22 protein-coding genes and 1 riboswitch are annotated in these 24,082 nt (G+C 44.7%); of the genes, 11 read left to right on the forward strand and 11 right to left on the reverse strand.

Annotation, left to right across the window (positions count from 1 at the left end; all coding sequences use genetic code 11):
* The first annotated feature begins 2 nt into the window (after nucleotides 1-2).
* Nucleotides 3-163, forward strand: a riboswitch (cobalamin riboswitch).
* A 44-nt stretch (nucleotides 164-207) separates the two neighbouring features.
* From B3K91_RS06765 to B3K91_RS06775, 3 genes are read left to right on the forward strand one after another with little or no spacing between them, the layout of a single operon-like run.
* Entirely contained in the window at nucleotides 208-1,101 is an 894-nt protein-coding gene (locus B3K91_RS06765) for an ABC transporter substrate-binding protein (RefSeq protein WP_292592503.1), read from the forward strand.
* The gene (locus B3K91_RS06770; protein ID WP_292594438.1) at nucleotides 1,098-2,090 is read left to right on the forward strand and encodes a FecCD family ABC transporter permease; all 993 of its coding nucleotides are present in this window, start codon (nucleotides 1,098-1,100) and stop codon (nucleotides 2,088-2,090) included. Before B3K91_RS06765 ends, B3K91_RS06770 begins: the two co-directional genes overlap by 4 nt.
* A complete protein-coding gene (locus B3K91_RS06775) occupies nucleotides 2,080-2,862 on the forward strand; it encodes an ABC transporter ATP-binding protein (protein WP_292594441.1) in 783 nt (260 codons plus the stop codon). The genes B3K91_RS06770 and B3K91_RS06775 overlap by 11 nt, the downstream gene beginning before the upstream one ends.
* Here the strand turns inward: B3K91_RS06775 and B3K91_RS06780 are convergent.
* Nucleotides 2,853-3,323 (reverse strand): YbaK/EbsC family protein, encoded by a 471-nt coding sequence (locus B3K91_RS06780; RefSeq protein WP_292594443.1) that lies wholly within the window; start codon nucleotides 3,321-3,323, stop codon nucleotides 2,853-2,855. The genes B3K91_RS06775 and B3K91_RS06780 overlap by 10 nt on opposite strands.
* 524 nt (nucleotides 3,324-3,847) lie before the next feature.
* On the opposite strand from B3K91_RS06780, the gene B3K91_RS06785 reads away from it, so the two are divergent.
* Complete coding sequence (locus tag B3K91_RS06785) at nucleotides 3,848-4,816, forward strand: hypothetical protein (RefSeq protein WP_292594445.1); 969 nt, start codon at nucleotides 3,848-3,850, stop codon at nucleotides 4,814-4,816.
* A gap of 114 nt (nucleotides 4,817-4,930) precedes the next feature.
* On the opposite strand, the gene B3K91_RS06790 is transcribed toward B3K91_RS06785, so the two are convergent.
* Nucleotides 4,931-6,019, reverse strand: coding sequence for a serine hydrolase domain-containing protein (locus tag B3K91_RS06790; RefSeq protein WP_214061041.1), 1,089 nt, complete (start codon nucleotides 6,017-6,019; stop codon nucleotides 4,931-4,933).
* Nucleotides 6,020-6,500: 481 nt separating this feature from the next.
* On the opposite strand from B3K91_RS06790, the gene B3K91_RS06795 reads away from it, so the two are divergent.
* The 5 genes from B3K91_RS06795 to B3K91_RS06815 are packed head-to-tail and all read left to right on the forward strand — an operon-like array spanning nucleotide 6,501 to nucleotide 11,715.
* Nucleotides 6,501-7,970, forward strand: coding sequence for an ABC transporter substrate-binding protein (locus B3K91_RS06795; protein ID WP_214079554.1), 1,470 nt, complete (start codon nucleotides 6,501-6,503; stop codon nucleotides 7,968-7,970).
* Nucleotides 7,971-7,985: 15 nt separating this feature from the next.
* Nucleotides 7,986-8,930, forward strand: a complete 945-nt coding sequence (locus tag B3K91_RS06800; RefSeq protein ID WP_214061062.1) for an ABC transporter permease — start codon at nucleotides 7,986-7,988, stop codon at nucleotides 8,928-8,930.
* Nucleotides 8,931-8,937: 7 nt separating this feature from the next.
* Nucleotides 8,938-9,744 (forward strand): ABC transporter permease, encoded by an 807-nt coding sequence (locus B3K91_RS06805; protein WP_099830383.1) that lies wholly within the window; start codon nucleotides 8,938-8,940, stop codon nucleotides 9,742-9,744.
* Nucleotides 9,745-9,754: 10 nt separating this feature from the next.
* Entirely contained in the window at nucleotides 9,755-10,732 is a 978-nt protein-coding gene (locus B3K91_RS06810; RefSeq protein ID WP_214060634.1) for an ABC transporter ATP-binding protein, read from the forward strand.
* Nucleotides 10,732-11,715, forward strand: a complete 984-nt coding sequence (locus B3K91_RS06815) for an ABC transporter ATP-binding protein (RefSeq protein ID WP_292590657.1) — start codon at nucleotides 10,732-10,734, stop codon at nucleotides 11,713-11,715. The genes B3K91_RS06810 and B3K91_RS06815 overlap by 1 nt, the downstream gene beginning before the upstream one ends.
* A gap of 51 nt (nucleotides 11,716-11,766) precedes the next feature.
* Here the strand turns inward: B3K91_RS06815 and B3K91_RS06820 are convergent, their stop codons facing one another.
* From B3K91_RS06820 to B3K91_RS06860, 9 genes are all read right to left on the reverse strand, one after another.
* On the reverse strand, nucleotides 11,767-12,954 hold the full coding sequence (locus B3K91_RS06820; RefSeq protein ID WP_214060842.1) for an MFS transporter: 1,188 nt from the start codon (nucleotides 12,952-12,954) through the stop codon (nucleotides 11,767-11,769).
* Nucleotides 12,955-13,258: 304 nt separating this feature from the next.
* A complete protein-coding gene (locus B3K91_RS06825; protein WP_292594448.1) occupies nucleotides 13,259-14,977 on the reverse strand; it encodes an ABC-F family ATP-binding cassette domain-containing protein in 1,719 nt (572 codons plus the stop codon).
* 285 nt (nucleotides 14,978-15,262) lie between these two features.
* Nucleotides 15,263-15,664, reverse strand: a complete 402-nt coding sequence (locus B3K91_RS06830; protein WP_214079557.1) for an ATP-binding protein — start codon at nucleotides 15,662-15,664, stop codon at nucleotides 15,263-15,265.
* Nucleotides 15,665-15,667: 3 nt separating this feature from the next.
* Nucleotides 15,668-16,012: an STAS domain-containing protein gene (locus B3K91_RS06835; RefSeq protein ID WP_214060845.1), complete on the reverse strand. Its 345-nt coding sequence runs from the start codon at nucleotides 16,010-16,012 to the stop codon at nucleotides 15,668-15,670.
* 52 nt (nucleotides 16,013-16,064) lie between these two features.
* Nucleotides 16,065-17,183, reverse strand: a complete 1,119-nt coding sequence (locus B3K91_RS06840; RefSeq protein WP_292590653.1) for a PP2C family protein-serine/threonine phosphatase — start codon at nucleotides 17,181-17,183, stop codon at nucleotides 16,065-16,067.
* A gap of 10 nt (nucleotides 17,184-17,193) precedes the next feature.
* On the reverse strand, nucleotides 17,194-20,205 hold the full coding sequence (locus B3K91_RS06845) for an ABC transporter permease (RefSeq protein ID WP_292594451.1): 3,012 nt from the start codon (nucleotides 20,203-20,205) through the stop codon (nucleotides 17,194-17,196).
* On the reverse strand, nucleotides 20,199-20,906 hold the full coding sequence (locus B3K91_RS06850; RefSeq protein WP_214060848.1) for an ABC transporter ATP-binding protein: 708 nt from the start codon (nucleotides 20,904-20,906) through the stop codon (nucleotides 20,199-20,201). The genes B3K91_RS06845 and B3K91_RS06850 overlap by 7 nt, the downstream gene beginning before the upstream one ends.
* 34 nt (nucleotides 20,907-20,940) lie before the next feature.
* Nucleotides 20,941-21,492 (reverse strand): hypothetical protein, encoded by a 552-nt coding sequence (locus B3K91_RS06855; protein ID WP_099830373.1) that lies wholly within the window; start codon nucleotides 21,490-21,492, stop codon nucleotides 20,941-20,943.
* Nucleotides 21,492-22,112, reverse strand: coding sequence for a PRC-barrel domain-containing protein (locus B3K91_RS06860; protein WP_214060849.1), 621 nt, complete (start codon nucleotides 22,110-22,112; stop codon nucleotides 21,492-21,494). Before B3K91_RS06860 ends, B3K91_RS06855 begins: the two co-directional genes overlap by 1 nt.
* A gap of 217 nt (nucleotides 22,113-22,329) precedes the next feature.
* Between B3K91_RS06860 and B3K91_RS06865 the strand changes: the two genes are divergently transcribed.
* Together B3K91_RS06865 and B3K91_RS06870 are read left to right on the forward strand one after the other, a co-directional pair.
* The gene (locus B3K91_RS06865) at nucleotides 22,330-22,872 is read left to right on the forward strand and encodes a chromate transporter (protein WP_292592501.1); all 543 of its coding nucleotides are present in this window, start codon (nucleotides 22,330-22,332) and stop codon (nucleotides 22,870-22,872) included.
* On the forward strand, nucleotides 22,869-23,402 hold the full coding sequence (locus tag B3K91_RS06870) for a chromate transporter (protein WP_214061050.1): 534 nt from the start codon (nucleotides 22,869-22,871) through the stop codon (nucleotides 23,400-23,402). The genes B3K91_RS06865 and B3K91_RS06870 overlap by 4 nt, the downstream gene beginning before the upstream one ends.
* Nucleotides 23,403-24,082: the final 680 nt, after the last annotated feature.

Below are 24,082 nucleotides of genomic sequence, written 5' to 3' on the forward strand. Positions count from 1 at the left end.
CTCTCAGAAACAATGCTTCACATCAAGGGAAACCGGTGTGAATCCGGTACGGTCCCGCCACTGTAAGCGGTACGAACTCTGCACATGCCACTGGGCAACCGGGAAGGCGCAGACAGTAGATTGATCCGCAAGTCAGGAGACCTGTGTGAGGCTCAGATATCACCATCCTTCCGAGGCAGAGGGGTGGTGAAATTCCTTGCAGAAGAGGTGAGTTTTTTGAAGAGGTTTTTTGCAGTCGGCTTTATGGTACTGTTCTGTGTTCTGTCACTTGCATTTGAAATCGTGGATGATCTTGGAAGACTCGTGGCGATTGACAATCCACCCGATAGGGTTGTCATAGCTTCTCCTGCGATCACCAGATATCTCGAAGTTCTGGGTGTATCATCCAGGATCGTAGGAGTGACTGACTGGGACCCGTATGCCTTATCGAATGAAGTGGAGAAAATAGGCAATCTCGTTCCTCTCAACCTTGAGAAGATTCTCTCTCTTGGTCCTGATCTGGTAATGATCTCTGGTGGCTTTCAAGAGGCGGAAGTTGCCAAGCTCGAGAAGATCGGGATCTCTGCCTTCGTAATGAATCCGAACTCTTTCGAGGATATCTACAGGAATCTAATGGTTGTTGGCAATTTGTTCGGCATACCTGACAAAGGAAGGATAACGGCGACGAACTTCAGAGATGAGGTTCTTGAAATCGCAAAAGACTCCTATAATGTTCCACAGAGTGAGAAGCCCAAAGTTGTGTACATAATGATAGTCGGTGAGGTAAGCGATATCTGGACTTGCGGAACGGGATCTTTCGTTAACCAGGCGATCGCATATGCCGGTGGGGCAAACATCGGAGCACCTTACAGCGGAAATAACGGATGGTTTCCCGTCAGTCCTGAATTCGTTCTTAACTCCCAGCCGGACATAATTCTTGTGCCATACTATTACGAAGGCGGTCAGGAAGAGGCGGTAAAAATGATAACTTCTTACAAACCCTTTGCAGATCTTCCTGCAGTGAAGAATAACCGAGTCTACCCGCTTTACGACGGCCTAACCGCATATGCAAACCCCGATTTTGTAGACCTCGTGAAGACGTTGAAGGAATTCTTCTATTGAAACGCGCAGCACTTTTCGCGTTTTTCTCCACAGCATCCGTACTTGGGATGCTGTGGCTCTCGAGTTTCGGAACAGTCAATTATTCGTTGAATGAGATTTTCGGCATATTTCTTGGAGACTCTTCGGAACCAGCTTCCAGTATCTACGTGAATCTCAGACTGCCGAGATTATTAGTGGCTTTCCTGATCGGCTCAGGGTTGGCGGTAAGTGGAAATGGACTTCAACTTACTCTGAAGAATCCCCTTGCAGACCCATATATTATCGGCATATCGGCGGGGGCCTCCTTTGGAGCTGTGTTATCTTTGTTCTTGAGAGATGTTGGCAGAATATCGCTGAACATGGATCTCCTTGCTTTTGTCTTTGCCTTGTTTTCTTCATTCCTGACCTATACGATTTCCCGAAGAGGAGGGAGAATCCCTATAACAACACTGGTTCTTTCCGGAGTAATAGTCTCCTTTCTTTTCAACGCGGCGGTGACTTTTCTTGTCGTATTTGCCTGGCGAAATGTTATTACCTTGCATTTCTGGTCTCTCGGTTCTCTTTCGGGTGTTACCTGGGATGATTTTTTCAGACTGCTTCCGATAATTATTCTTCAGTATGCTTTGTTCACGATAATTCGCCGAAGAATGATAATAATGGCAGCCGGAGAAGAACACGCCATAACCGTCGGAGTTCACCCGGAGCGCATAAAGTTCCTGGTATTCTTCACCGTATCAATCGTTTCGGCAATTGCAGTCTCAACAGCCGGTTTGATTGGTTTTGTGGGGCTTGTTATACCCCACATGGTTAGGCTTGCCTTTGGCACTGACAGCAAGCTGAACCTTCCTGCAACCGCGATTTTCGGCGGGGTTTTTCTGGTGGTCTGCGATACCATTGCGAGAACGCTCTTTCAACCCACGGAACTCCCAATCGGTGCAGTGACTGCCCTGGTAGGCACTCCCGTCTTCATATATCTTCTAAGAAGCAGGGAAGTGGCTAATGATGGTTGATCCAATACAGGTAAGAGATCTGCATTTCAGTTATGGAAAGGAAGAGGTTCTGAGTGGAATCGATCTGGAACTCAAGCACGGGGAAGTGCTTGGAATACTGGGACCAAACGGGAGTGGAAAATCAACTCTGATGGGTGTTATCTGTGGAATTAGAAAGAACTGGAACGGACTTGTGAAAATCACGGGAGAAGATCTTCACGGTCTCTCAACAAAAAAACTGGCAAGAATAATATCTTACATACCACAGAGCTTCGAACCGTCATTCGATCTGAAAGTTGAGACTATTGTTTCGTTTGGAAGAAACCCACATTTGAAGGGACTGGGAAACTTAACAAATGAGGATTACATGATAATTGACGAATCGATGAGGCTTACAGAAGTATACGGATTCAAGGATCGTCCCTTCAGTACACTCAGCGGAGGCGAGAAACAGCGTGTAATAATCGCAAAGGCTCTTGCCCAGGAAGGAAAGATACTTCTTATGGACGAGTTCACAACTCATCTAGATCCGGGGCACGCAAGAAGAGTTGGAAAAATCGCGACTGATCTCGTCCGCGCAAAGGGACTAAGTGCAATAGCGATCTTTCACGATATAAATCAGGCGGTAGAGATTTCAGACACGCTCTTATTCATCAATAATGGAAGAGTAATTACTTCAGGCAAGGCCTGGGATGTCGTTACTCCGGAAATCATTAGGCAGGTTTACGGCCTTAAATCAAAAATCATGCAAAACCCGGTCAGTGGGCTGCCACTGGTAGTGTTCTACGATTGAGACATGGGATTGCTGACATCGGCTGCCTCGGCACCAGTTATCCTTACAAGTTCTTCGAAATTAGTCTCGACAGCGGAACCGGAAGTCCCCGCAGCAGGAAAAACAGTATCATACTGTTGAAGAGACTGATCGACAATGATCTTGACTCCTGAAAGTCCATAGGGACAAACGCCACCTGGCGAGAAACCTGTCACTCTAAGCGTTAGGATCTCATCGGCCAGGCGAGGTTTCTCCCCGACTATAATCTTGAGCTTCGAGGGTGAAACCTTTCTATCACCGGGGCAGACCACAAGATAAGCTCTTCCACTCTTGCAAGTGAAGAGAATCGACTTTGCTATTTGACCGACTTTCACCTTCAACATCTGCGCAGCCGTCGTGGCAGTGGGTGTAGTTCCTTCGGGAAATTCGTAGAACTTTAGGTCGTTGGCCTTCAGTATTGCAAGCACCTTTTCTGGGATCATCGTACACCTCCGGGAAGGGAATTGAACTATGATACCACGAGCCCAAAAGTCGAATCGAGAATTCATTATCGAAGTGGAGAAGAAAATCCTACGGAAAAAGCTTTCGCTTAAATGAAAAGTGTCCACTCCTTCTGCGAAATTTCTCTATTCAAATATCATTCCATTACTTCAATTAAGAAATCGAAAAAAATCATATGGATGCGATACACGAATACTCTTATTTACAGTCGCAAGCGAGAGCTTTTTTAAGCTCATTTACACTCTCTCCATCAGTACCGGCCCACTCTCGAAAAAAATCCAACAATGCCTGTAGAATCGCATATTTTCTATTGACTCTTTAGGCAGATCGTCACAACCTTGAGTTTAAGTCAACGTCAATCCCCTTCAATGCGACAATCCAGCCTCTTCCAATAATCAATGGCTGGCGCCATACGAAACTCCGTACAAAAGGAATTAGACCGGTATTCGCGCTAATACCGGAAGGGATCCCCCTCCTGTGGATCGACGCCAACAACAATGGCAATGTGCTAGACGACCCAACGATCGCACCGGACTTCAAGGAGACCCACCAAGACACAACGACCTACGAGTGGATTACCAGAGTCAAAGTCTTTTACGAACTCGAGGGCTATTGGGAATCAAGATCTGTCAAACTGTTAGCCAGAAAGACGGGGTTGACTGGCGAGCTGGAGATCCGATACTGTTTGTACGAGCACATGGAGGGGTTAGTCTGGGCCGAAGACGGCCCGAGAAAGATCAAACTCTTCACGCTAGACCCCAAAGGTTTTTACTATACCGACCAGGTTTACTTCGGAGTCGATACGGACGGCGACGGTGAAATAGCTCTAATCCACGACTCTTATGAGATTTTCCTGCATGAAGAAGTCTTCTCTTTGAACGGCAAGGCATACAGACTCTGCGAGGTTTCCGAAGACGGGAAAAAGGTCTCCTTTGAGGAGACTAAGGAGACTCCGACGGAGAAGCCAAAATTTCTCAAGGGACAACCTCTTCCGATTCCCGGAGTTCTCCAGACGGATCCAAGTCTTAATGCGGCCTTTTTCGAGGGGTCCCCCAGCCTGATCGTTCTCAGCAAAGTCTCGCCTGCGACAGTCGTCGAACCAGTATACACCGATTGCGACTGTAGTTCTCTGAGCGCTTTCGAAAGGTATAGATTGGACGGAATCATCGATCTCGCCCGGAGGTACGCAGAACTGAAGGTTCTATGGGTACTCACAGGAAAGGAGCAAGCTGAGCCGGAAGCGGCGCTGTTGGAAAATATCTATTTGAGAGACGAAAGAAGTTTGGTCGATTTCTACGGCTTCCCAGGCGAGGAGAGGGTTTTCATCGCCGATTCGAAGGGCGTTATAATTGAATTAGACCGTTACTGGGTCGACGAGGCCAGCCTCGAGACTGATCGGCCGCAAAGCGGAAAACTGATGCTCAATTACTCCGACATAAAAAAGACTGTAGAAGCTCTGTACAAAACCAATTGAAGATCCGACCATTGGCGAATTGAACTTTCAGCAAAACGGAGAACCGCTCTTCAAATGAATGAGAGCGGTTCTCTTGATTTCACCTTCCGGCACAAGAACGTTCAACCCGTCGAGTCAATCCGTTCCCATACCGTTCACTATCACGGCTTTCGCCAGTTCGTGCGCGAGCGCGGTGAAATCCCTTCCCTCGATGTTGCTCAGCACCACCACAAAGATGTCGTCGTCGACATACCGATTTATTCTAGTCGAGGTACCCTTCGTGTCCCCGTCGTGATAAACGACCCTTCTGTACTCGCCATCTATAAACTCGTTACCGATAAAGACTCCATAGCCTGCCTCGAAGAGTTCATTCGTTGGACTCTCCATTAGTCTTAAGGAGCTTTCCGAAAGCACTTCTCCGGAGGAAAGCGCTCTGTCCCACAGATACAGATCATACACAGTGGAGTATAACCCCCCCGCTCCCCCTGGAAGCCTTCTATCGACCCAATCAGCAGGTCTTACGCTAGAGAGATCTATAACATAGGAATCACAGTAGTAAGGAAGACCCCATCCGCTATCGTATTCATTGTAATCGTAACCGGTATTATTCATTCCCAGTGGTTCGAAGAAGTTCGTTCTGAGATAATCATCATAGCGCTTCCCGCTTGCCCTTTCTATGATGACGCTGAGAAGGAAATACGCGCTGTTGCTGTAGAGAAAGCTGCTTCCAGGTTCAAATCTCAGAGGCAGAGAGGAGATGTAAGCGATTTCGGCTTCTTGAAGAGTTCTATCCTCCTCAAATTTCTTGACTTCTCCAAGAAGTTCTAACGTGTTAATCATTGTTGGAATTCCAGAAGAATGATTAAGCATCTGATGAATAAGGATTCTCTCTCCGTTAGGGAATTCGGGAATGAATTTTGCAACAGAATCTGAAAGAGATATTGTCCCCTCTTCCAGTAGCCTAAGAACTGCAGCTGCGGTAAACTGCTTGGTAATCGATGCAATTCTGAACTTCTTTTCAGGAGTGTTGGGGATATTCCTTTCAATGTCTGCCATTCCGTATCCTGCTGCGTGCAAGATTGCATCTCCTCTTGAGACAAGAACGGTTCCCCAAAAGCCTTCAAACACGATACTCTTATTCATTACTTCATCTATGGGATTGGCAAATAGAAGAAAAGAAAGAGATATAACAGATAACACTACAGTAGCCAGTCTTCTGAACAAAAGGCACCTCCAGTTGAGAGAGTTTGTGGAGACCATGATCAATGATAACTCACTTCTGCAATACTGAGATGGATTCTGGATTAACCATGCGAATTGCTCGTCGTTCTGAATTCGCCTGCCGGAACTGATATCCACAGTCTTCCCATCGAAACGATCTGTCACTGTCACCGGCTTTGGACTAAGTCTATTGAATCTCCAAGAAGCTCTTCAGTTACCTGGCGGCTCAAAGAGAGAGTCTTTCTGCACAGTCATGAGCCAAATCGATCATCGCTTCGATGAGCAGAATGAAATCATCTGCGTTAGACTATAGTTGAAATACAACAGTTGGCAAATCTATTTCAAATGTCTCACTTTGAAAGCATCATTAGGTCTCTGCAGCCATAAAGATTAAAATAACAAATGTCGAGGACGCAATGATCGAAGCATATCCGACGGCTACACCGGAGAGGTTACTGACAAGATTTGTTTAAGGAGGAATGAAATGAGAAAGATTCTCTTGATAATAACGCTTTCTATTATTTCTTTGACCAGTTTGCTGTCTCAAAAAATCGTGGTCGCAGTGATGCAGGATCCCGACTTTCTTGATCCACATAGAGCGGCTGCCTCGGGCACTTACGAGATGATGTTCAACGTATTTGAGGGTCTCCTCAAACCCGACTCGAATGGAAGTGTTGTTCCGGCTGTGGCCGAGAGTTACCATATATCGGAGGACGGCCTGACCTATACTTTTACGTTAAGAAGCGGTGTGAAGTTTCATAACGGATTTGAGGTCACAGTTGACGATGTTCTCTACTCTCTCAACAGGCTGAAAGGAAACAATCAGGAAAGGGGCCTTTCATCAGACTTCGAAAAATTCGTTTCGAAGATCGAAGCGGTAGATGAAAAGACAATAAAGGTTGAACTCAGTACCTTGAACACCGACTTTCTCGAGAAGTTCATCATCGCGATAATTCCCGCAAATAATGACAACCATGAAGTCAACCCGATAGGAACGGGCCCGTTCAAATTCGTCAAGTACCAGCCGGGTCAGAGGCTTGTAATAGAGAAATTCGACGAATACTGGAATCCCGAGCTGCCTATAGTGGACGAAGTCGAATTCAGAATAATCCCCGACAACCAGGCTGCTATCATGAGTTTCATGGCCGGGGACGTTCAGATACTTCCAAGACTCGATGCAATTCAGGCAATGGTTCTGGGTAATCGATTCAACTTAATTACTGCAGAGCAAAACATGGTCCAGTTGATGGCAATGAACCATGCGGTCAGCCCCTTCGACGACATTAGAGTCAGGAGAGCGATTAACCATGCAGTGGACAAGGACGAGATTATAGAAATCGTGGCTGGCGGTTACGGGACGAAGCTCGGTTCAAACATGTCGCCGATAATGAGCATGTATCATCAGGAGGGTCTCGAGGATTACTATGAAACCAGTTTGGTAAGGTCAAGACAGCTTCTTTCTGAGGCAGGGTATCCCGACGGTTTCAGCACAAAGATCACAGTACCTTCGAACTATCAGTTTCACATAGATACAGCCCAGATAATTGTCGAACAGCTTAAGAGAGTTGGCATAGAAGCCGAAATAGAGCTGGTAGAATGGAGCGTATGGCTGGACAAGGTCTATACGTCAAGAGAGTACGAAATGACAATAATTGGTCTCACTGGGAAACTAAGCGCATACGATATTTTGAGACGGTACGTTTCCGATTATCCGAGAAACTTTTACAACTACTTCAACATCGAATACGATCGAGTGGTCAAAATGGCCATTGAAAAAACGGACATTGAAGAGAAGGCCTCTCTATTTAAGCAGGCACAGATAATCCTCACAGAAGACGCTGCGGCAGTTTACATAATGGATCCCAACTTCTTTGTGGCACTTGCTCCTAATCTATTTGGGTACAAGGTCTATCCACTGTACGTACAGGATATGTCAACTCTTTATTACCGTTAGGGAGGAGCGTCATCTGTGTATGTATATCTGAAGAAACTCTTTGCAATGATTCTTACGGTGCTTCTGGTTTCGCTCATAGCTTTTGTAGCTTTCGAGGTGATCCCCGGGAATCCTGCACTGTCGAGACTCGGCGTAGACGCTGAAGAATCGCAATTCGAAGCTCTTTCAGCCGAATTGGGACTAAACGATCCTCTCGGCGAGAGACTTTCGAGGTGGTTTAAGGGTCTTTTGACGGGAGACCTCGGCACTTCTATGAGATACTCAGTCCCAGTGTCTGATCTGATTCTAGACAGGATACCGGTAACTCTTTCGCTGGCGCTTATGGCCATGATGTTCATTACTCTAATCGGAATTCCTCTTGGAATAGTCAGTGCAAAATATGGTCACAGACTTCCCGGCATTTTGATTTCTATGATCTCACAAATTGGAATGGCTATTCCTTCTTTCTGGAGCGGGATAATCTTGATGTACATATTTGGAATCGTTCTCCGCTGGGTTTCGCCTGGAGGATACGTCCCGTGGAGCGAGGATGCCGTAGGAGCTTTCAAGTCTTTACTGCTCCCCGCCATCGCAATAGCCCTTCCGTCAATTGCCTCGATTATCAGGTATACGAGAAATTCCGTAATGGATCAGATGAAGAGCGACTATGTGCAGCTGGCCCTGTCTAAGGGTTTGAACATAAACTCAGTGTTGTACAAGCATGTGCTGAAGAACTCTCTAATTCCGATCGTTACAGTCCTCGGTATGATAGCGGCAAACATTCTTGGAGGCTCGATAGTGATCGAACAGGTTTTCACGCTTCCAGGTCTTGGAAGACTGTTGATCAATGCGATCTCAACCCGTGACCTACCTCTCGTCCAGGGGATGGTACTGTACATTGCGTTTATAATTGTGATCATCAACTTCCTGATCGACATTGTCTATACCGTAATCGACCCTCGAATCAGATTGGGCGCATGAGGATAGTATGGACAAGAGAAGCATAAATCTCAGAATTGGAATTGTATTGATATCTCTTCTGTTCTCAATGATGATTGTGAGTTTGTTTTACACCCCGTTTTCAGTAACGGAAATCAATAGGGAAGAGCGTTTTTCACCTCCGTCAGTCCGCCATCTTCTGGGTACAGACAATTTCGGAAGAGATGTGCTTAGCAGGATCATGAAAGCTTCTCAGACTGCTTTTTTTGTAGGATTGGTTGCCGTTTCTATCGGAACTCTCTTTGGAGTAACGATCGGTGCCGTGTCAGGTTATTTCGGAGGAATTGTCGATGAGATAATCATGAGATTCATCGATGCAATGATGGCCTTCCCCAGCATTCTCCTTGCGTTGATGTTTGTTTCAGTCTTTGGGGTGGGTCTGAGAAACACGATCGTCGCAATAGGTATCATGTCGATTCCTTCATTTGCCAGGATCACAAGGAGTGGCTTCGTTCAGTATAAAGAGCTGGATTACGTAAGAAGTGCAAAGGTAAGAGGAGTTTCAAACCTCCGTATTATGTTAAGACACATTTTGCCTAATGTACTTTCCCCAATTGTTGTCGCAGCATCTATGGGTTTTTCAAATGCAGTTCTGGCCGAAGCGGCGCTCAGTTATCTTGGACTTGGAATCCAGCCGCCCAATCCCAGCTGGGGAAGAATGCTGAGTGAGTCTCAGGTCTTCATAACCGTCAGCCCCTGGTACGCGATAGCACCAGGAATCTTTATTACCCTACTTGTGCTGGGATTCAATTTTCTCGGAGATGGGATTCGGGACATGAGAGAGAAGAGAAAATAGGTGAGAACATATGCGAACTGAAAAAGAGCCTCTGTTAGATATCAAAGATCTCAAAATCGCCTTCGACTCTACAGAAGGGATGCTCTACGCAGTGAAGGGCATATCTCTGGAGGTGCTGGAGAAGGAGATAATCGGGATCGTTGGAGAATCTGGATGCGGAAAGACAGTGACAGCTCTTTCGATAATGAGGTTGCTTCCAGGCAATTCGCACGTGACAGGAAGTCTCTTCTTCTCAGGAACCGATCTGCTCTCTCTCAATGAGGAGAAAATCAGGCGAATACGTGGCAAGGATATCTCGATGATCTTTCAGGAGACACTTTCATCGCTCAATCCTCTACTGAAGGTCGGGTGGCAAATCGAGGAGAACCTTAAGATGCACACTTCTCTTGACAAGGAAGAGCGATTCTCAAGGGTCCTTGAGATCATGAAAGGTGTCGATCTTCCTGATCCAGAAAGGACATATGGCAAGTACCCTCACGAACTGTCGGGCGGTATGAGGCAGAGAATAGCTATAGCCATAGCCATTGTCTGCAATCCAAAACTGATAATCGCAGATGAGCCGACTACTTCTTTGGACGTAACAATACAGGCACAGATACTGGAGCTGTTAAGAGAGATAAATCGTGAGAGAAACTCCTCAATGATTTTTATTTCGCATAATCTAGGAGTAGTTCGGGAGATCTGCTCGATGGTTTACGTTATGTATGCCGGGCACATCGTTGAGAAAGCACCTGTCGATAAGCTCTTCACAGATCCTGCCCATCCCTACACAATGGGCCTCATAAAAGCCATACCTAAGAGAGACTCAAAAGGCAAGGAGCTCTTCGACATTCGAGGCCGGGTGCCGTCAATAGCAGACATGATTTACGGTTGCCCATTTGAGCCAAGATGTGACTACGCTGTCGAAAAATGTAAGAGAGAGTTCCCCGGCTTCAAAAAGATGGACAATGATCACGAAGCGAGATGCTTCCTTGCTGGAGAGATTTGATGAAGAGAGGTATTCTGGAGATTCATAACCTTAGAAAACATTACAGGCTGAGAAGAACCCGATTGCTGAAGAAGCCGGGCTCGATCAAGGCACTTAACGGAGTTTCCTTAAGTATTTCTGAAGGAGAATCTTTCGGACTTGTAGGTGAGTCCGGCTGTGGAAAATCAACGGCCGCCTATACAATCGTGGGGCTACTAAAACCGACGGAGGGGAGGATCCTCTTCAAAGGCGACGACGTTACTTCGCTGAAGAGAGATCAAAAACGTGAATTCAGAAAGAAGGTTCAGCTAATCTTTCAAGACATTTCAGGATCCTTGAATCCAAAAGGAACAGTCGAGTGGATACTGAGAGAACCTTTGAGAGCAATGGGAATGCAAAAAAGAGAGATCAAAGAGCTGATTTTGGAGAGCATGAACCTTGTGGGACTTGACAAGGATCTCTTGGGAAGATTCCCTCACGAGCTTTCTGGAGGTCAAAAACAGCGCGTAGGAATCATGAACGCGTTAATTCTTAATCCAGAAGTCGTAATAGCCGATGAGCCGGTTTCTTCGCTCGATGTCTCTATCCAGGCACAAATGCTTAACCTTATGAAAGACCTTCAGGAGAGGCTTTCTCTGACCTATCTCTTCATTTCCCATGATTTAAACGTTGTTCATTACTTCTGCGACAGAATAGCCGTCATGTATCTTGGCGAAATCGTTGAGCTCTCCGAATCTGAAGAACTCTACACATCACCGCTTCACCCATATACTCAGTCCCTCCTTTCGGCAATTCCCGGTGAAACCGATCATAAGCTCGAAAGAATAATACTTGAAGGTGATGCTCCCAGTCCCTTGAACCCACCAACTGGATGCTTCTTTCACCCCAGATGTTTCAGGAGAATGGCGATTTGTTCGAGTGTGAAGCCGCAAAGGACCGAGGTAACGAAAGATCATTTTGTAAGCTGTCACCTTTATGAGCGTTCGACTCTCCTAATACCGTAACCCGAGGTGTTTTTTGACCGGCATCGCTTTAAGGAGCACGAATCAATTCTTTCATCCGATCTTCTTGAGTAAATACATACTGAACACATAAAGACAGCTTGCCATCACAGCCAGTGAGACAAAAGCAACTCCAAACGAGATTGTGTCAGCGATTCTTCCGAAAATTGGGAAGAAAATTATCATTACTAAGCTATACATCATACTTGCAAAGGATATTATCGTTGCCCTGCTCCTGGATGGAATCAGCTTATTTATGTAGTCGTTGCCTGCTACGAACAGCATAGCTTCAATCATAGTTACAACCATGAAGAAAGGTAACTTGTTCGAGCAAAGAGCCACACCCCACATGGATGCGACGGAAACAAGAGGCAGTATGATCAGGACTTTCTTCTCCTTCAGCAGATGAGATAACCTCTGAACCTTCATGGCCACTAAACCGGCAAGAAACGACCCGGCTGCAAGGTATATGCCAATCTGAAACTCCGTGCGGCCAAGTCCTTTCCAGTAGTTTTGAATGTAAAAGAATATGCAGGCGCTGAATGCCAATATAGTCTGAACAAAAAAGATAAGAAATGCAACCTTCTTATCTCTAGCGATTATTGAGAAGCTATCAACAATCTGCTTCAAGAAGCCCCGGAAGGTCTTTGAGTTACGGCTCACCGATTCGAGGATTGGTGGTTCTGTGAACGAAAGAGAATAGACCGCCGAAAATGTGATGATCCCGGCGGAAACCCAAAATGCATAGTGGTAATTGTACGTTCCCAGGAACCCGCCGATTAGAAGCGCCGCAACTGAAGACACTTGAAATATAGCCTCCTGCCTCCCAAGAACCGATATGAAATTGTCTTCTTTTTTCAGATATTTGAGAGAGTCATAAACAAGAGCCTCTCCAGAACCCGATTCCAAGTTATACGAAAGTGCAGCGAGTATCATGAATAGTGCGAAATGAAGGAAGTTCCTAGAGCCGATCAATACTAGAATGCTTACAAGAGATAGACACCTCCCGATGGTTCTGCTGAGCTTTCTTCCGAACAAGTCTGCTACAGACCCTGTAGGGACCTCCATCGTCAAAGAGGTCACGTGGAATATTCCTTCAAGGAAACCGATCTGCGTCAAACTCATTCCCCTGGAGGCCATGTATATCATCCATAGACCGCTCGACAGTCTCATGTTCATAAGGAAAGAGAATAGGTAATTTTTCTTTATGTTGCTTTTCATGCGCTCAACCATATTATTCATACGATTTCTCCCAAAAGAAAGAGGCCGTGACGCTCGTCACGGCCTCTTGATTCACAGCAAAGATTTCAGAGCAATCCAGGCTCGACGAGGTAGCATTCACCCACGGAATCCAAAAATCCGCCCAAGATAGCTCTTCTATAAGCCTGAATAACTTCTAGCATGTGGGTTTGCTCCTTCTCCTGGATTGAGTTAGGAATATTATATATCAAATAGGCTCATAAAAAAGTTTTCAATGCGGATGAGGCATTTCTCGTTATTCTCCGGGTTCTCCAGCTGTCAGAAAATCCCCATCGGCGCCGAGCTCTCAATCTTCCTCCTCAGAATTATGAAGGAAAGTTTTTGCGCTTCTCCTGAAGTTCGACTCATCATAGGAGTCCGCAAGAATCTCTTTTGTACGATCAAAGGAGTCGATATCAATCTCCTCTGAATACTCGAAGCTTTTAAGCATACCTTCTTCAATGGTGAGAATCTTTTCCCCGTGTTCTGCAATGAACTGCCTGTCGTGGCTAATGAAGAAAAACCCTCCTGCGAAGTCGTTGAGAAGTCTGTCAAGTACTTCTAGAGATTCAATATCCAAATGATTGGTTGGCTCGTCCATAAAGATGAACTCAACCTTTGAAAGAAGGGATTTCAGTAAGGCAAGCCTCATCAACTCTCCGTAGCTCATCTTTTTAATCTCCGAGAAAGCCTTCTCTCCCTTGAGACCGATATTGGCCAGGTGACTTCTGACGGTGGTCTCTTCCAGTCCAAGGTCGGCGATTTCTTCATAGGGAGTTCCTCTTTCGAAGAGTTCTGCGACATTCTGTGGAATGTACATCCAGTTTACACTATCGTTTCTGTACATTCTGCCACTCGATGGTTCCAGAATCCCTACCAGGCATTTCATCAGAGTTGTTTTCCCCGAACCATTCGGCCCTATGAGACCAACTCTATCGGAAGTATCTATGTTAACAGAGGCCTCCCTTATGACTTCATTTTCTTCGTAAGAGAACGAGAGGCCCTCCACCATGACCATTTTTCTGTTCGGAACTCCATATTTAGGAATCCTGACAGTAACAGGCTTCTCAACAAACGGTTTTTCGCACTCCAGTTCACCGATCAGTCTTTCGGTCCTTTTCTGTACAGCTAGCGCACGTCTGGCTAGTTTAGCCGCCATATGTCCTTCATGGCCTTTATCGCTTGCGAATCTCTTTGAAGCCTCTCTTGAATCTGACCAGCTCTTCCTCCTCGACGCATCGAGTTCAAGTTGACGTATCTTCTTACTTATCTCTTCACTTTTCTTCTGCCTTGAGAGGAAATCACTTTTCAGATGCGCCAGCATCTCAGAATAGCCGCCTCGAACTCCTATTGCCTCTCCTCTTTTCAGATAGATCGTCTTGTGAGCGACTCTGTCGATGAATCTCCTGTCATGACTTACAACAATAACTCCAACACCCCTCTCGCTTAGTGAGGTTATGATCTCTTCAAGTCTTAAGGTCATTTCTATGTCGAGATGGTTTGTCGGCTCGTCCAGCAAGAAAAGATTCGAACCGGAGAGAACTCCCCTGACAAGGGAGAGAATTCTCTTCTGCCCATGGGAGAAATTCATGTACGGGAAATCCAGATTGTCAACATTGATGCCAAACTCATTTAGAAATGAAGAAATCTTTGCTTCGAACTCGAATCCCCCAACATTATGAAATTCATTTATGAGTTCCGCATAGGTCATAGGATCATTTACAGAGCTGCCCAATTTCTCGTAGATGTCGAAGAGCTCTTTTTTCGCCCCCAGTAGATACTCCTTCACTGTCCCATAAAAGTCTGCGATCTCCTGGTTAACAAGAAGCGGGTCGATACCTTGCTCTATAGTTATTTTTCCTTCCGAGGGAGTGATTTCACCTTTGATGGATTTCAGGAGAGTCGACTTGCCGGCACCGTTTGCCCCGGTGACAGCCAAAATCTCTCCTGCAGCGAGATCGAGACTGACTTTCTTAAGAACGTCTACGCTTCCAAAGGAAATTGAAAGATTGTGTATTTGAAGCAAATTGATCACCTCCAGTAAGGCTAGAAGCTCAAAGTTTTTTGAATTGAACGGCTAAACAGGATTGAGGTCTTTCGATGTTTTTTTGAGGAAGTATTCAGTTTTGTAGATTAAAGAAGTCTATTCTTCATTTCAGCACCTACTGGTTTGCGATCAGTAATTTATAACACATAGATCAAGGCCAAGTCAAACTCATTATCGAGTTGAGCATGATGCACTACCAACAAGTACTACGTTTTAGTTTGATTGTGAACTTGCGCAGCGATGGAAAGCAAAAGCAAGTTCTAGTTAGATTATGATCTTCAGAATGTTTCTGCCGTCAACATAGGAGTATTCGGCTTTCTTGGAAAACCTCTTTATTAAGTAGATACCCATTCCACCTTGCTGCAGAAGCTCGATGTTCTCAAGATTTGGATCATCCACCTCAAGTGGATTGAACTCTCTTGAAGTGTCTTCGATTGTAATTACTACTTCATTTTCCCCGATAGCGAGACTGACTGATATAAGATCTTCTTCAGTAAGCTGGCCGTGCTTAACGATATTAGAGCAAGCCTCAATTACTATCAAGCCAGCTCTGAAACCGGTTTCATTGTCCATGCACCTTCTTACTATCTCCGAGACTTTAGCCGAGAAAGCATCGATTTTGCCCATTTCGGGTCTAACGTTGAAATTGTACTTCTTCTCACCCATCTCTCAACACGAATTCTTGATGACTTCTTCAAGGCTACAATCCTTTACAACAAAGAGCCTATCGAGCCTCAGAGTATTAAGCAGCTTCTTTATCTCTTTAGACAGATTTATCAAGACGAGATCACTATCTTCAGCAGCAACTGTCTTGTAGATGCTTATCAAAGCGGCAATGCCCATAGAGTCAATGAATTCGATGTTGGTCCCATCGACGATCACTGACGAACAGCTTTTGAGATCGACTGTCTCTTGCCATTTTCTGAACCTCGCCGATGTCTCTCCTGTGATTCTCGCTCTTTCCAAGAGGGAAATTACTCCGATCTTATTCTCCATCATCTTCAGTTCAAACATCTTACACTCTGCTCCTCGTTTTCATAGATTTCCGGACCATCTGACGTTCTTACTAGAACTCTATGAGCAGCGCCGTAATATCATCTTCAGCCAACACACTTCCTTTGAAGCTATCAAATGAGGTCTTAAGACGCTCAGATGTTTCCTCAATGTCTATATTCGCACAACTCGCAAAGAGATCTCTTAGTCTGCTCTCACCATACATCTCACCTTTTTCGTTCGACAACTCAATCAATCCGTCTGTATACACCAGAAGACGATCTCCCTTTAATAACGGCACTCTCGACACTTCTCCGCGAACCATGTTCATACCAATCAGGCTTTCTCTCCTATCATCAAGCAGTTCAACAGAGCCCTTTCTAAGAATCATCGGCGAGGGGTGGCCCGCATTTGCCAGAAGAGCAAAGCCTTCTAGATCAACAACTACGGCGATAATAGTAAAGAATAGATTGAACCTCTCAAACACGAAGTTCTTGTCGAGCTCTTTCATGAAGCTGCTCAGGTCGAAATCTATGTCGTTAATACCGGATCTGAAATCTTCAATGAACCGGTGCACCATAACCGATAGCATTGCAGCATTTACTCCATGTCCGGACATATCCGCTAAATAAACGAAGAAACGGTTTTCGTTCAACCTAAACACATCGAATATATCGCCGCCAACTCTGTAGGAAGGTTCGTAGATCCATCTGACAGCAAGTCCTTGTGGATCGCTTTTTGGTACAAGCGCGTTTTGTATCTTTCCCGCCGCAAGAACATCACTCTCAAGATTGTCTACAGCTATTCTCAGGGACTTTATCAACTCGTGTAACTTCAACTGAGTATTCACTCTAAGTAAAACCTCTTCGGGAAGAAAGGGTTTTGAGATGAAATCAACGGCCTCCGAACTGAGAGCAGTAAGTTTGCTCTGCCTGTCGGAAGAGCCGGTAAGTACGATTACTGGAATAGACCGCAGCTCTTCACTAGACTTGAGCTCAGTCAGAATATCCAGTCCATTATAGTCGGGCAGCATAAGATCCAGCAAGATCATATCAGGCTTGTCTCTTGACAGTGAAGACAACGCAGACCTACCATCGGGGCTTTCGATCACATCGTGTCTATCCCTGACAAGTATTGATTTTAGAAGCACTCTAACCGAACTGTCGTCATCCACCACCAATATCCTGCTCACCTCACCACTCCTATTCGAAATAACGCAGAGCTTCAGCAGGTTCTATTCTTGAGGCCGAATAACTGGGAATAATCGTAGACACAAGTGAAGCAAAATAGAATATCAGGGTCATGGCAGCAAGCTGATTCCACGGAATATACAGTTTCATGCCTTCCATCAATGGAGAAGCGTAGATCTCTATACTTGTAAGAGTGCCGGTTACAATTCCGAGAACAATACCAACAATCGCGATAAATGAACTTTCCAAGAGAAAGGAGGAGAACACCATCTTCTTCGTAAATCCAATTGCCTTAAGCATTCCGATTATTCGCTTTCTTTCGTGAAGAGCCTTGAACATAATGATCGCGATTCCTACGATCCCGACTAGCATCCCGAAGTAAAGGAAAGATCTGAGAATGTTGACTGTTCCTTCCAGCATATTGGATGTTAAATTGATTATGTCGTCAACATAAAGGAGGAAGAGGCTCCTAGATTCGATCTTACTCTGCAGGGTGTCGAAGTTCTCTTTCTTCTGATCCGGAGAAGTGCCTGCAAGGTTGAAAAGTAAGTATCTCTCTGCAGCACTTCCTGCTAACTCGCTAGGAACATTTCCTGCATAGATTAGGAGTCCATTGAGGAAGGAGATAGTATTTTCCGGAATTGTAGCGATTACTTCCAAATAAACAGGACTGGTGTCAATCGACTCTGACGAAACCCCTCTTCTCAACAACCCGCCAATACCTTGACCGGAATCTCCCTGATCGACTAACCCTCTGAGTTCCAGAGTATCTCCAGGAACAACATCCGGCAAAACGCTATTAGACACTATTACAGTACCGGGATTACTACGCAAGTAATCCCAAAGCTCTTCACCGCTTGATATGTCTAGGTCCTCATCGTAAAGAATATCGGTCAATCTGCTATTGTCTATGAAAAGGTCGTCAACTAGATATATCTGTTCAAGTCCAAAGCTATCCTCTTTTCTCACAGCTACGTTCATACCCGCCACGGTCGAGATCTCTCTCACTTCAGGCTGTGACTGAAGTTCAGTGAAGGAGATGGTTCTCTCTCCTGTAAGCGAGAAGGCGCCAGCATCAAAACCAGTGAAAACCGCGTCCCTGCTTCTTATAAGCATTTGCTCCATCGAGTAAGGTATTACAGAGATAAGCGTAATCACGAAAATCACAACCGCAAACATGGCAATGGTAAGACCTGTCCTCATGCGATTCCTGGAAGAAAAGGCTATCGAAATCTTGAATACTGGTGCGGCAGCTCTCGCCTTTTGGAACAACTTATTCAGGAGAAACTCGAAAGTCTTTAGATTATAGACAATCAGGAAAAGACCGGCGAAAAGAATCGCAGCCCCTTTTGCAACCGTTAGATAGATGGAAGAACCGCTGGAAGCTATTAATGAAAAAGAGTTACTGACCATTGTAAACGCTATGACCGCAATGGAGAAGAGCGACTCGATTAACCTCTTGTTTCTCGCTGGAATAGCAATCGGTATTAGCAGACCTGTCAATACGACACCCGTAAAAAAGCCGTTTGCATTACCTATAGAGTAGGCGCTATATGCAACTACTATTGACAAGAGAACTCCAACTGAAGCTATGATATTCAGTAAGAGTCTTTGGCGCTCGTCCAGTTCTTCGGGAATATTCCTTACGGCGGTAACTATATTTGTTCGCGAAATTTTCCTTCCCGTATATAAAATTATTACCAATGGAATGATCAATCCAAGGAGAAACCCATAAGCAATCGAATCGGTACGCACAAAAAAGGCAAACGAGCTCTGCATGGAATCAAATGCGATGTTCGCTCCTTCAATGGGAATAAGCGTTACGATATCTTCGGAAAGACTCACAAAACTTCCCAGAGTAAACCTTGCGATAGCCAAACCAGCGAGCACACCAATTGCTGAAGATATTATCGAGTAGAAGAATCCTTCATAGAAAATGGTTCTTGAGACCCTTTTTCTCGAATAGCCTATCGCTCTGAGAGTTCCAAGCTCGGTTCTTCTCTCTTGTGCCAGCATCAAATATATATTTGTCAGAAGAAGCGCTCCTGCGAATATTGCGAAAACGCTTAACATAAGGAATAGAAGACCGATATTGCCTTGATCAACCATCCTGATAGAATCCCTCTTTACCTCTCTAACAGCAAACTCTTCGCCGGCCACCTCTCTTATCGCTACCACAACATCATCAGTATGCCTCTCCCCCTTTAAGAAATCACCGCGATTGGATACAAGCAAAGCGTTGAAATAATCATCCACACCGATTTTCAAAACCTCTCTCGCGACTTCAACATCCATAAGCATAGTGAATGCGTTTGGCCGTTGATTCTCTATCTGATAATTAAAAACACCGTTACCTTCAACAATGTCAATAATTTTCACTTGTGGAAGAGGAATCCAGAAGAGCAACCTCTGTCCAGGATCCGCAAGGATTTCGATCTCGTCTCCAACCGACACTCTTAATGAATCAGCGAGCTCTCGGTTTATTATGACGCCGGGTACACCATCCGTTGGGGGAGGAATCGCTAGATCGATACCGGAAGCGTCGGGCCACTTTGACAAATGATCGAACAAGACTCCTATGATGGTGACCTCCATACTCTGACCGGTTTGACTTCTTGCGTTACCCGGGAGACCCGCTGAAACAGTCCTGCTGAGAATGGGAAGAACACCGTCAACCTGTTCATTTCTGGACAGTGAATCGACAAGAGCCTCTATCTTGAAGTTTGGGATGAACTCTTTTACGACGTTCTGATTATCTGAAGGAATGTAGACCAATTCATCTATCTCACCATGAGTTCTCTCGATCTGACTAAACAAAAACTTCTGAAAGGAATCGTTCATGGCCATGGAGCCCATTATCAGCGCCGTTCCTATCAATGATCCCATTATTACGAGGAAAGTATCGGATTTTCTTCTGTAGACGTTCCTGTAACCTATTTTGAAGATTATTGGATTCATTATCATGGAGACAATGGTTGCAATTACAGCAATCCCCGTAAAAAGACTCACTATCTGTATTAGCACTCTTCCACCTTCAATTCATTATTCTCTTCAATCTTCAGAATGTGACCGCTGTCCATATGGAGAATCCTGTTGGAATAATCGGAGACTCTTTCATCGTGGGTTACAATAACGAAAGTCTGATTAAGAGTTTGGTTCAGCTCAGTTATAAGATTCATAAGGTCGCCGCTGGTTTTCGTATCGAGGGCTCCGGTGGGTTCGTCGGCCCACACGATTGCAGGTTTATGAACAAGTGCTCTTGCAATGGAAACTCTCTGTCGCTCACCACCGCTTAGTCGAGAAGGCAGATAATGCTCTCGCTCCATGAGATTCACTTTTGCGAGAATCTCCATAGCGGCTTCTCGAGCCTTTTTTTGGTTGCTTCCCATTGTAAGCATGGCAAGCTCAACGTTCTCGACCGCATTCAGTACTGGTATAAGATTGTAGAACTGAAAAACGAATCCCATGTTCATTGCCCTGAATCGAGTCTTTTCGTCGTCCTTCAGTGAATGAAGATCCACACCTCTAATCATGACTTTCCCTTCAGTCGGGGTATCAATTCCGGAAAGGCAGTTCAGAAGCGTACTCTTTCCACAACCAGATGGTCCGAGAATCGACAGTATCTCCCCCTCGTAGATATCGAAGGATACACCCTTCAAAGCCTCAACCGAAATCTCACCTGACCTATAAGTTTTACTAACGTTTCTAACTTCAACAAACGCCATTTCGAACCTCCTTTCAGTAAGCGAAAGATCATTTCTACAAAGTAATATCGTCCACAGCTTTCCTTATCTCATTATTGAGCTTCTGTATTGTCTTCTCAAGACTTGAAAAGGCCTTTCTAGACAAAGCAACAATTATCCCTGAAGCACAGTAGGAGAATATACCGGCCGCAACTTCTGTCCTCCTCTGAACCAGTACCGATGAAAGCATTACTGCAAGAGGGAAAAGCGGTGCGGCATAGGCAGAGAATATGTACAGCTTTCTCTGTAGCTCTGATGGTTTTCTTAGCTTCTCTTCGAGAGAAAGCACAACTTCTTTAAGCTTCTTCAGATTCTCGGAATCGATTATCTTGCCTTTCGTACTTTCGTTAAAGGTATCGGTAAGAGTTAGTACACTGTGAACATCTTCTAGAAAGGCAGAGATCTTCTTGGAGCGACCACCCCCCGGTACTCCCATTATAATCAAGTAGTCGAAAACGATTACTAGCGGAAGAAAGAAAAAAATGGGCTGCGTATAAGTGCCCTCGGCGAAATTGAGTATAAAAAGAATTGCAGTAGCTACCAAATAGTAAACCGTCAACTTTTTCATCAATCCATTTCCGGCAGTTTCTCCACCATCACTGAGGACGCGGAGACTCTTACTTTACATTCGTCAATCTCCTCAACCCAGTCTATCGGTATGAGCTTTTTCGACTTGGAGCCAAAACCACCATATTCGGAAACTAAATGAGTTATCTTCCCTTCGTCATTCAGGACGAAGCTTCTTAACCTTCCAATCGTCTTTTCCTCAGCACTAACTATATCACAACCTGGTTCGAGTGACTTAGTATCTTTGGGAACGTTTATCGAAGTGTTGAGGGGCGGAAGAGGATAAAGCTCTGCATAATCACCTACCGGTCTGAGCCAGTATACCGGAGTAACCCCGCTTTCCAAGTTATCAATCTCCTCTCCGGTCACAAAGAATGTCTCCTCGTAATCCTGCAGAGTTTCAACATCCTTCGATTCAATTTTCAACCTAACCTCATCGGGAGCCGCAAAAAAGATAGTCGTTATCGGCACGAGCTTTGCCACTCTATTGAAGATACCTTTCTCTATTACGACATGAGTGACTTCATTGTTCTTGGGATGAATAACAACCCGGATGACTTTCCCGAGGTCTTTTCCATCGGAAGAAATGGCTTTTGCACCCCATCTAATTCTGTTTTCCATAGGTTCACCCCCTTAAAACAAGTTTATCACGTAGGGCATGCTCTACCACAAAGACAATTGGTTATATGACTGCAGAAAACTGGAACGAGTTGTAAAATATAGTGGCTGAATGGTCAAGAATAGAGAGAAATACTGATCCTGGTCAAAGCACTTCGCTGAAGGAATAATCAAAACCGAGAGGAGGAAGTTCGTCTCTACGATTTGGATATGATGGACAATGAGCTATATGAGCCCATTTAGGCTTTTCTGGATATTCGTCAAAGTTAGCACGTTCACCATAGGTGGTGGATACGCGATGATCCCCGTCATCAAAGAATTCATTGTTGATAAGTACAAGATTATGCAAAACGATGAATTTCTTGATGTTATCGTTACTGCTCAGACAGTACCCGGTGTAATTGCAATCAACACCGCGATGATACTGGGGAGCAGACTGTCCGGATTCTGGGGTGCATTTTTCGCGGTTCTTGGAGCTTCGTTAACTCCATTCATAATAATACTGGTTATCGCAAGCTTCTTCACTGATTTCGTTGATCTACCTGTTTTCAAGGGCTTCTTTGCCGGAGCAAGGGTCGGAGTAACCGTCATACTGGCCAATCTTTCTTTCCAGTTGCTGAGGAGAAGTCTAAAGAGATATATGATACTGGCGGTTATTACCGCGGGGACAATTGCAATTGTCCTTCTCAATTTATCTTCGATCTGGGTCCTGCTAGTCTGCTCTATGCTGATCTACTTCATAGACAAGCGGAGGACGCAATGATCTTAATAAACCTGTTCTGGGCCTTCTTCAAAATCGGTCTTCTTGCCTTCGGGGGTGGTTACGGTGCTCTCAGCCTCATTCAGGATCAAATAGTTAACATAAACAAATGGATTGAACTTGATGAATTTCTCACTCTTATTTCTATCTCTCAGATGACCCCTGGGCCGATAGCAATCAATTCTGCTACCTTCATTGGGTATCAAATTGCCGGAATACCAGGATCGATATTCTCTACAGTTGGAGTAGTTCTTCCAAGTGTGTTCTGGATCTTCTTGATATTGAAAATCCTGAAAGTTGTGTCTAAGTGGATCGATACAGTGGAAGTATTCAATGCACTACGTCTGGGCATAATCGCGCTGATTCTTTCGGCGACTTTCAGAATTGGGATTGAATCTATCAATAGTATTTTTGCACTCATTCTTGGCATTGCTGCTTTTTACATCCTCTATAAGTTTAAACCTTCAGTTATCTGGATTGTTCTTGGAACAGGTTTGATGGGTGTTATCATGAGCTTGTTCCTTCCCCTATAAACCTTATATTATTCGGTTTCTGAGCCACACATGTGCAATAGAGTCAAGAAACAATTCATTCTTTTGATTGCAAAAATTGAATTTTTCATTCGCATGAGTAATTTGATCAATTTATTCCTGATCTAGCAACGACTCCACTTGGATAATTAAGAGGATTCAAATGAACATATTGATTGAAACTAGTTAATACTTCAATCGTATGATTCCACGATTAGATCTTGAGAATCTGCCATTATAACCATCTATAGACCGTCAATAACGATTATCATCTCTATGCTTTCTCTTGATAAGTTTTAGAAATCAGCTGAACATGATCTACAATAGACTTGTAATCATAGTTGATGGAAGGGTTCTAGATCCATGGATCATCGAGTGACCTATTCTTTTCAACTGATTCTTGACAATATGAGAACTAAGTATCTGAGAATTGAAGCAGTTAATGTACGGATTATTGCTCAAACACTTGACCGAGGGGGTGCATTGTATGTGGAAGATACCTGAAGAAGACGAGCATTAGCAACGGTGAATCGAGAAGGTAAAAAGGAAGTTGACTGATTTGGAGGTGTACTGGATGAAGAAGATTGTTGCGATCATTCTGTTGGGTTTAGTTGCTTTTGGTAGTGTTGCCTTTGCAGGGCCGGGACTCTGGAAGATTCCTGAAGACGAAATCTCCGTCTGTG

The organism is Mesotoga sp. UBA5847 (genome assembly GCF_002432735.1).
GTDB lineage: Bacteria > Thermotogota > Thermotogae > Petrotogales > Kosmotogaceae > Mesotoga.